Raw genomic sequence first — 7137 nt, forward strand, 5'->3', positions numbered from 1 at the left:
AGGCTGCCCCCTCAGTCACCCCTCGCGGCCGCGCGCGGCCGCCGCCGGACCGGTCGGGGCGCCCCCGCCCCCGGGCGGCGGAGCGGGGAGCCACCAGGAGCGCCGCCACAGCAGCACGGCCGCCACCAGGGTCTGCCCGATCAGCCAGGCCGCGCCCGCGCCGTCGATGCCGAGCACCGGCAGCAGCAGCGCGGTCAGCGCCAGCACCGTGACCGAGAGCGACGCCAGCACGCCCACCACCACGCCCATCCGGCGCCGGGCCCGGGACAGGGCGACGACGGTGGTGGTGAGCAGGTTCGGCAGCGCGGAGAGCGCGAGCAGCCAGAGCACGACCGTGCCGTGGCGGGCGTAGTCCGCGCCGAACACCCGCAGCGCCCACGGCCCGACGGCGATCAGCAGCACCACCGCCGCCACCAGCACCCGACCGGAGTGGCGCAGCACCCGCCGGTAGTCGTCGAGCCGGGTGATGTCCCGGGCGGACTCCACGACCAGCGAGTAGCCCATGTTGGAGCTGAAGCAGTACAGCGCGAAGGGCGCCGTCCAGGCCAGCGAGAAGTACGCGCTGTCGGCGGCGCCGAGGCGGTTGAGCACCATCACGGGCGGCAGGTTGACCGCCGCCAGCCAGCACATCGCACCGGCGTAGTCCGCGGCCAGGTAGCCGAAGGTCGGTCTCGAGGTGTCCGCGGCGGCCTGCGGTGCGGCGCGCTGGTGCCGGGGCAGGGCGCGGCGGAAGACGAAGGCGTTCGTCACCACGAGGGCGAGCGCGAGGCCGGCCATCCAGGACACCAGGATCCCGTTCTCCGCGCCGAAGGCGACGAGGACGGCCAGCAGTCCGATCTTCTCGACCGCGAACAGCCCGTTCTCCAGGGCCACCCAGTCCGCCCGCCGCAGGCCGGTCAGGACGCCGTCCTGCAGGTTGAACACGGCGTAGCCGGCGGTCGCCACGACGAAGAACAGCCCCAGGCCCCAGCTGTGCAGGAAGTCCAGCCCGGGCGAGAGCCAGGGGATCAGCAGCACGAACCCGGCGGCGAGCACCAGGGTGACCGACGAGGCCACGGCGTAGGCCAGCCCCACGAGGCGCCCGGCGCGCCGGCCGGCGGAGGGCACGAAGCGCACCATCGCGTTGGCGAGGTTCAGTTGGCCGATTCCGCCGAGGAACATCATGGCCGAGACGGCGGCGACGTTGCGGCCGACGGTGGCCGCGTCGTACCAGTGGGCGGCCAGCGCCCAGTACAGGGCGCCGAAGGCCGAGGTCAGGAGTGAACTGACGGTCAGCAGATGGGCGTTGCGCAGCAGCGGGTCGTAGTTCCTGGCGGCGGTGAGGACGGCCCTGCCCCGCGACCGCAGGGACCGGGTGGCGGCGGGCGGGCCGCCGGATCCGTTGCTCACCACCAGCAGCTCCCGTCCTCGGCCTCCCCGGCCCGGTCGCGGCGCTCTGCCGGTACGGCCGGCCTGCCCATCCTATGACCGGGGGCCCGGCCGCCGCCCGGCCGCCGCCCGGCCACCGTGCTCCCCCGGGGGCGGGTTCGGGGGCGAGGAGCGGGCGGACCGGCGGGAACGCCCGGACGTCCCTAGCCTGGGAGGCGGGACCCCGGCCCGACGACCGGAGAGGAGCCCCCGTGCCATGCCCAGGAATCCGCCCGCCGGTGTGCGGGTGACCAGCCCGGTGCCGCGCGCCCTGTGGTGGGAGCTGCTCGGGCGGGACCGCGGCGCACTGGTGACGCAGACCCCGACGTGGCTCGACTGCCTCTGCGAGGCCTGGCCGCTGGAGGACGCGAGCCGGCTGTACCGCTTCGACGGCGGCCGCCGGATCCTCGTCCCGCTGGTGCGTCACCGGCGCCGGGGCACCCGGCTGCTGGCGGAGGAGTCCTGGCCCGGCTGGGGCGTCGGCGGGGCCCTCGTGCCGGACGGGGCACCGGACCTGCGGGAGGCCAGGGCCGTCCTGGAGGACCTCGCGCACCGGCCGGCCGTCCGGGTCGCCGTGCGGTTCAGCCCCCGGGCCTCCCCGGTCTGGGGCGAGGCCGCCCCCGGCGCCTTCGCGGCCTACGACCGCACCACCTTCCTGCTCGACCTCGCCGGCGGGTTCGAGGAGGTCTGGGCCCGCCGCTTCCACGCCCGGGTCCGCCGGGGCGTGCGGCAGGCCGAGCGCGCGGGGGTGGAGGTGGAGGTCGACCGGACCGGCCGGCTGGTTCCGCTCTTCCAGCGCCTCTACCGGGAGTCGGTCGAGCGGTGGGCGGCGCAGCAGCACGAGCCGCCCGCCCTGGCCCGGTGGCGCCACCGCCGGGAGGAGCCGCCGCGCCTGCTGGAGGCGGTCGCCGAACGCTTCGGCCCCTCCTGCGCGATCTGGCTGGCGCGCTGCGGCGGGGAGCCGGCCGCCGCGATCGTCGTCCTGCGGCACGGGGACCACACCAAGTACTGGCGGGGCGCGATGAACCGGGCCCTGGCCAACCCGGTCCGCGCCAACCACCTGCTGCACCGCCTCGCCGTCGAGGACGCCTGCGCGGCCGGGAGCCGCTGCTACGACATGGGCGACGCCCGGCCGGACTCCTCGCTGGCCGAGTTCAAGGAGAGCTTCGGCGCCCGCGCGGTGCGCAACCCGGCGTACTACCGCGAGCGCCTGCCGCTGACGGCGGCCGACCGGCGGGTGCGCGGCGCGGTCAAGCGCGTCATCGGCTTCAGGGACGCCTGAGGCCCGGGCGGTTCGGCGGTGCCGGAGGAGCTCCGCCGGGCGGCAGCGCTTGCCGCGCCCGCCGGGGGCGACCAGGCTGGAGAGGTGATCCGGGCGGTGCCGCGGGCCGCCGGCCGGCGCCGCCGAACGGGCGGGGCCGTCGGCGCGGCCGCCGCCGCCCTGCTGCTGGCGGGCTGCGCGGCCACCGTCTCCTCGCCGGCCACCGTCTCCTCGTCGGGCCCGGGCGCCGCCCCGGGCGCGGCGGCCCCGTCGGGCGCCGGGGGCGCGGTGCCCCGCCCCGACCACGTCGTGGTCGTGATGGAGGAGAACCGGTCCTACCCCGACGTCATCGGCCGGACCGACCAGGCGCCCTTCATCAACGCGCTCGCCGACCGCGGCGCCCTGTTCACCGGCTCCTTCGCCGTGGCGCACCCCAGCCAGCCCAACTACCTGGCGCTCTTCTCCGGTTCGGTGCAGGGCGTCACCGACGACTCCTGCCCGCAGACCTTCGGCGGCGCGAACCTCGGTTCCGCGCTGCGCACCGCCGGACTGTCCTTCGCCGGCTACTCCGAGGGCCTGCCGGCCGCCGGCTCCACCGTCTGCGACAGCGGCGGCTACGCCCGCAGGCACAACCCGTGGGCGGACTTCGCCGACCTGCCGTCCGAGGTCAACCAGCCGTTCTCCGCGTTCCCGCACGACTACGCGGCGCTGCCGACGGTGTCCTTCGTCGTCCCGGACCTCACCCACGACATGCACGACGGCACCGTCCGGCAGGGCGACGACTGGCTCCGGGAGAACCTGGCCGGCTACGCCGACTGGGCCGCCACCCACAACAGCCTGCTGGTGGTCACCTGGGACGAGGACGACGGGAGCCCGGCCAACCGCATCCCCACCGTCGTGGTGGGCGGGCCGGTCGCCCCCGGGCACTACGGCGAGCGGATCGACCACTACCGGCTGCTGCGCACGCTGGAGGACGCCTACGGCCTGCCGCCGACCGGCGCCGCCGCGGCCACCGCCCCCATCGGCGACGTCTGGCGCCACGGCGGCGCGTAACGGCTTGGCCACAGGCCCGGTGAAAAGCGGTAACCGCTGTCCCGAAGCCGCGACATGATGATGCGTCAAGGTTGCGGCGGCGGGCGGGAGAGTGGCGGATGGCCGATGGCGTGCCGACGGGGACGGGGACGGGCCCGCGGACGAGGGTGGACCGGCGGCCCTGGGGCGGCCGGGAGGACGGCGCACCGGACCCGCCGACCAGGCTCGGACGCTTCCGCACCCCGCCCGACGCGCCGACCAGGGTCACCCCGCCACGCGGCGCCACCCCGCCGACCGTCACCCGGCGCCCGGCCCCCGCCCGCGGCGGCCACTTCGGCGGGGCCTTCCCCGCGGCCCTGCTCAACCGCTACGAGCCCTACGAGGTCGCCGGATCGGGCACCGAGGGGACGGTCTGGCACGTACGGCGCACCGACGGCGGCGGCGACGCCGCGGTGAAGGTCACCCGGGCCGGGCAGGGCATGGACGCCGAGCTGCTGGAGCACCTGCGCGACCCGGCCCACCGGCGGCACGTGCCCGAGATCGTCGACTACGGCCAGGTCGAGCACGCCGGGGTGGGCTGCGCCTGGGTGGCCATGGAGTACCTGCCGGTCACCCTGGCCGACCACGTCGCCGAGCTGCACCGGCAGGGCCGGCACACCGACGGGCGGGAGACCGACCGCATCGTCCGCGAGCTCGTGGACATGCTGGACTTCTGGCAGCGCCGGATCGAGCGCAACCCGGTGGACTTCAAGCCCTCCAACATCCTGGTCCGGCCCGGCGGCGCGGGCCCCGGGGAGTTCGTGATCGCGGACTTCGGCGGCATCGCCCGGCTCACCGCCAGCCGCAGCTTCACCCCCGAGATGCAGGTGACCGTCGCCTACATGGCGCCCGAACAGCTCGCCGGCGCCAACCACCCCGCCGGGCCCTGGTGGGGCCTGGGCAACGTGCTGTACGAGCTGTACTCCGGCCGGCCCCACTACCTCGACGCGGACGGCCTGCTGGTGAGCGACGAGGTGCTCCAGTACGACCTGGTCTTCGGCGAGGGGACGGACCTGTCCGCCGTCGCCGATCCGCGCCGGCTGCTGCTGCTCCAGGGCCTGCTGACCAGGAACCCGGCGCACCGCTGGCGGGCCCCGCAGGTCACCCGCTGGCTGGCGGGCGAGAGCCCGGTGGTGGTGCGGCCCCAGCGGCCCGCCCCGGGCCCCGGCGGCGGCCCCGCGCACCGGCCGGTGACCTTCCTCGGCGACCCGTACCACGCCCCGTCCGTCCTGGCCCGGAGCATGCTGAACCGCTCCGGGGAGGCGGCGGAGTGGCTCGTCGACGGCGGCGCGCAGCAGCTGCTGGCCTGGCTGCGCGACGAGGTCCGGGACACCCTCTTCGACCTGCACTACCTGCGGGCGGTCGACACCGCCCGCGGTGCGCGCCGGGCGGCGGCGGCCGCGCTCGCCGTCCTCGCCTTCGGCGCCGCCTTCGCGCCGTCCGCCGTCCCGGTCTACCGCGAGCGCCCGGTCGACGCGGACGGCCTCACCCGGATCGCCGCCGGGCCCGACGGCGTCGCCTTCGTCGACGAGCTGCTCGCCGCCTCGGCGCCGGCCGTCGCCGCCCGCTACGACTGCGACCACGCCGAGTGCTCCGGCGAGCACTGCGGGCGGCTGCTCGGGCTCGGCCGGGTCCCTCAGGTGGTGGCCGAGGCGGACCGCGCCGCCCACGAGCTCGGCGGCGGCCGGCGCAGCGGCGACGGCCTCGGCGCGGACGAGCGGGCCGAGGCGTACCGGCTCGCCGTCTGGCTGACCGTCCAGCCCCAGGAGCACGCCCGGCTGCTGGCCCGGCTCTCCCCGCTGCCCGGCGCGCTGCACCGGCTGCCCCTGCCGGGCCGGCTCTCCGTGCTGCTGGCCGTGGTCGCGGCCGCCGTGGCGGACGCCGTGCTGGCCGCCTGGACGGCGGTGCGCGGCGGGCGGGCGGACGACGTGCGGCGCCGCTGGTCGCTGCTGCGCCGGCGCGCCGTGGCGGCGGACCCGGGGGAGGTGTCCGGATGCGCGGCCCTGGTCGCCGCCGAGGCGCTGCGGGCCCGGCGCGGCACGGTCGGGGCGGGCGCGCCCGGGCCGGCCGGCGCGACCGAACGCGGCGCAGCGGCGACCCGCACGGGCGGAGCGACCCGGACCGACCGGGCGGCGGCCGCCGCCCGCCGGATCCGGGACCGGGCGGCCCCGCGGGTCCGCGCCTGGTGGGCGGACGCCCGCTCCGGCCTGCCCCGCCGGGCCGCCGCGGCCCTGCTGCTGCTCGTCGCCCTCGCCCTGCTGCTCTGGGCGGGCGCGCTGGCACGGCTCAGCGTGGACGCCGGGAACCAGCTGAAGGTCTTCCCGAACAGCCTCTTCGGCGGCCACCTGCGCACCGCCGGCGACCACGCGGCCCGGTCGGTGGCCCCGCAGCTGGGCGCGGCGCTCGCCGCGGCCCTCATCCTGGTCGCCTTCCCCGCCCGGGTCGGCCGGGGCACGGTCGCGCTGGTCGCCGCCGGGGCCGCGGCGATCGGCTACCTGCGGTTGGGGCCGCCGATGACGGTGCTCAAGCCGCCGCCGGCGGTGGTCGACCGGGTGGTGACCTTCGAGGGCGGGATGGGGAGCTGGGCCGGGGTGGCGGCCACCGTCGGCGTCGTGCTGGCGCTGGTGCTGGCCGAACGTGCCACCCGGCTGATGCGGGCGGCCCGGACCGCCCGGGACGACGGCGCCGGGCGGGCGCCGGGGCGGGCCCCCCGTCCGTCCGGCGCGACGGGCGGGGCGACGGGACGGGCGACGGGCGGGGCGGCGAGTGGCGCGCCTCGCGGCGCGGGGGGTGGCGGCGGGGGCGCCGCCGGCCGGCCGGCGGCCTCCCGGGACTGGCGGCCAGGCCCGGCCGGGGTGCGCGACCGCGTCCGGTTCGCGCTCGGCGGCACGGTCGTCCTGGTGCTCCTGCTCGGGTCGGCCGTCGAGGTGCGGCTGGCCGCCGTCGGGCACCACACCACCCCGGCGTCCTGGGGAACCGGCCAGGTCGGCGCCGCCTACCAGGCCGGCTTCACCCTGCTGCTGGCCGCGGTGTCGATCGCGTCCACCCTCGCCCGCGCCCGGACGGCCCGTTGGCTCTTCGCCCTCTGGGTGCTCGGCACGCTGCTGCTCGGGGCGCTGCCCCCGCCGCTCGGACCGATGGAGGCCCTGCGCATCCCGGTGGCCGGGCCGCTGTACCGGTCCGTCGCGGAGCTCTGGGGGCACGGCGCGTTCTGGGCGGCCGTCCTGGTCGCGCTCCCGCTCGCCTGCCTCGGCATCCAGCGGGCGGTGCTGCGCACGGGGCGCTGACGGCGGTTGCGGTCCTCGGGCCGGCGCCGCTGCGGGGGTGCTTCCCGGGGACGCTTCCCGGGTGGGAGTCCGGACGGGTTGGGCGGGGGGGGGCGGGGGGGGCGGGGGGCG

At 78.0% G+C, this 7137-nt stretch carries 4 protein-coding genes; 3 read left to right on the forward strand and 1 reads right to left on the reverse strand.

The features are described from left to right. Positions 1-15: 15 nt before the first annotated feature. On the reverse strand, positions 16-1389 hold the full coding sequence (locus ACIA8Q_RS04370) for a lipopolysaccharide biosynthesis protein (protein WP_396316735.1): 1374 nt from the start codon (positions 1387-1389) through the stop codon (positions 16-18). A 235-nt stretch (positions 1390-1624) separates the two neighbouring features. Here ACIA8Q_RS04370 and ACIA8Q_RS04375 point away from each other — a divergent pair, with 235 nt between their 5' ends. The 3 genes from ACIA8Q_RS04375 (at position 1625) to ACIA8Q_RS04385 (ending at position 7026) form a co-directional block, all read left to right on the forward strand. After that, positions 1625-2689, forward strand: coding sequence for a GNAT family N-acetyltransferase (locus ACIA8Q_RS04375; protein WP_396316736.1), 1065 nt, complete (start codon positions 1625-1627; stop codon positions 2687-2689). Positions 2690-2773: 84 nt separating this feature from the next. Continuing rightward, a complete protein-coding gene (locus tag ACIA8Q_RS04380) occupies positions 2774-3721 on the forward strand; it encodes an alkaline phosphatase family protein (RefSeq protein WP_396316737.1) in 948 nt (315 codons plus the stop codon). A 98-nt stretch (positions 3722-3819) separates the two neighbouring features. After that, positions 3820-7026, forward strand: a complete 3207-nt coding sequence (locus tag ACIA8Q_RS04385) for a hypothetical protein (protein WP_396316738.1) — start codon at positions 3820-3822, stop codon at positions 7024-7026. Positions 7027-7137: the final 111 nt, after the last annotated feature.

It is taken from the genome of Kitasatospora sp. NPDC051705, assembly GCF_044453265.1.
Classification (GTDB): Bacteria; Actinomycetota; Actinomycetes; order Streptomycetales; family Streptomycetaceae; genus Kitasatospora.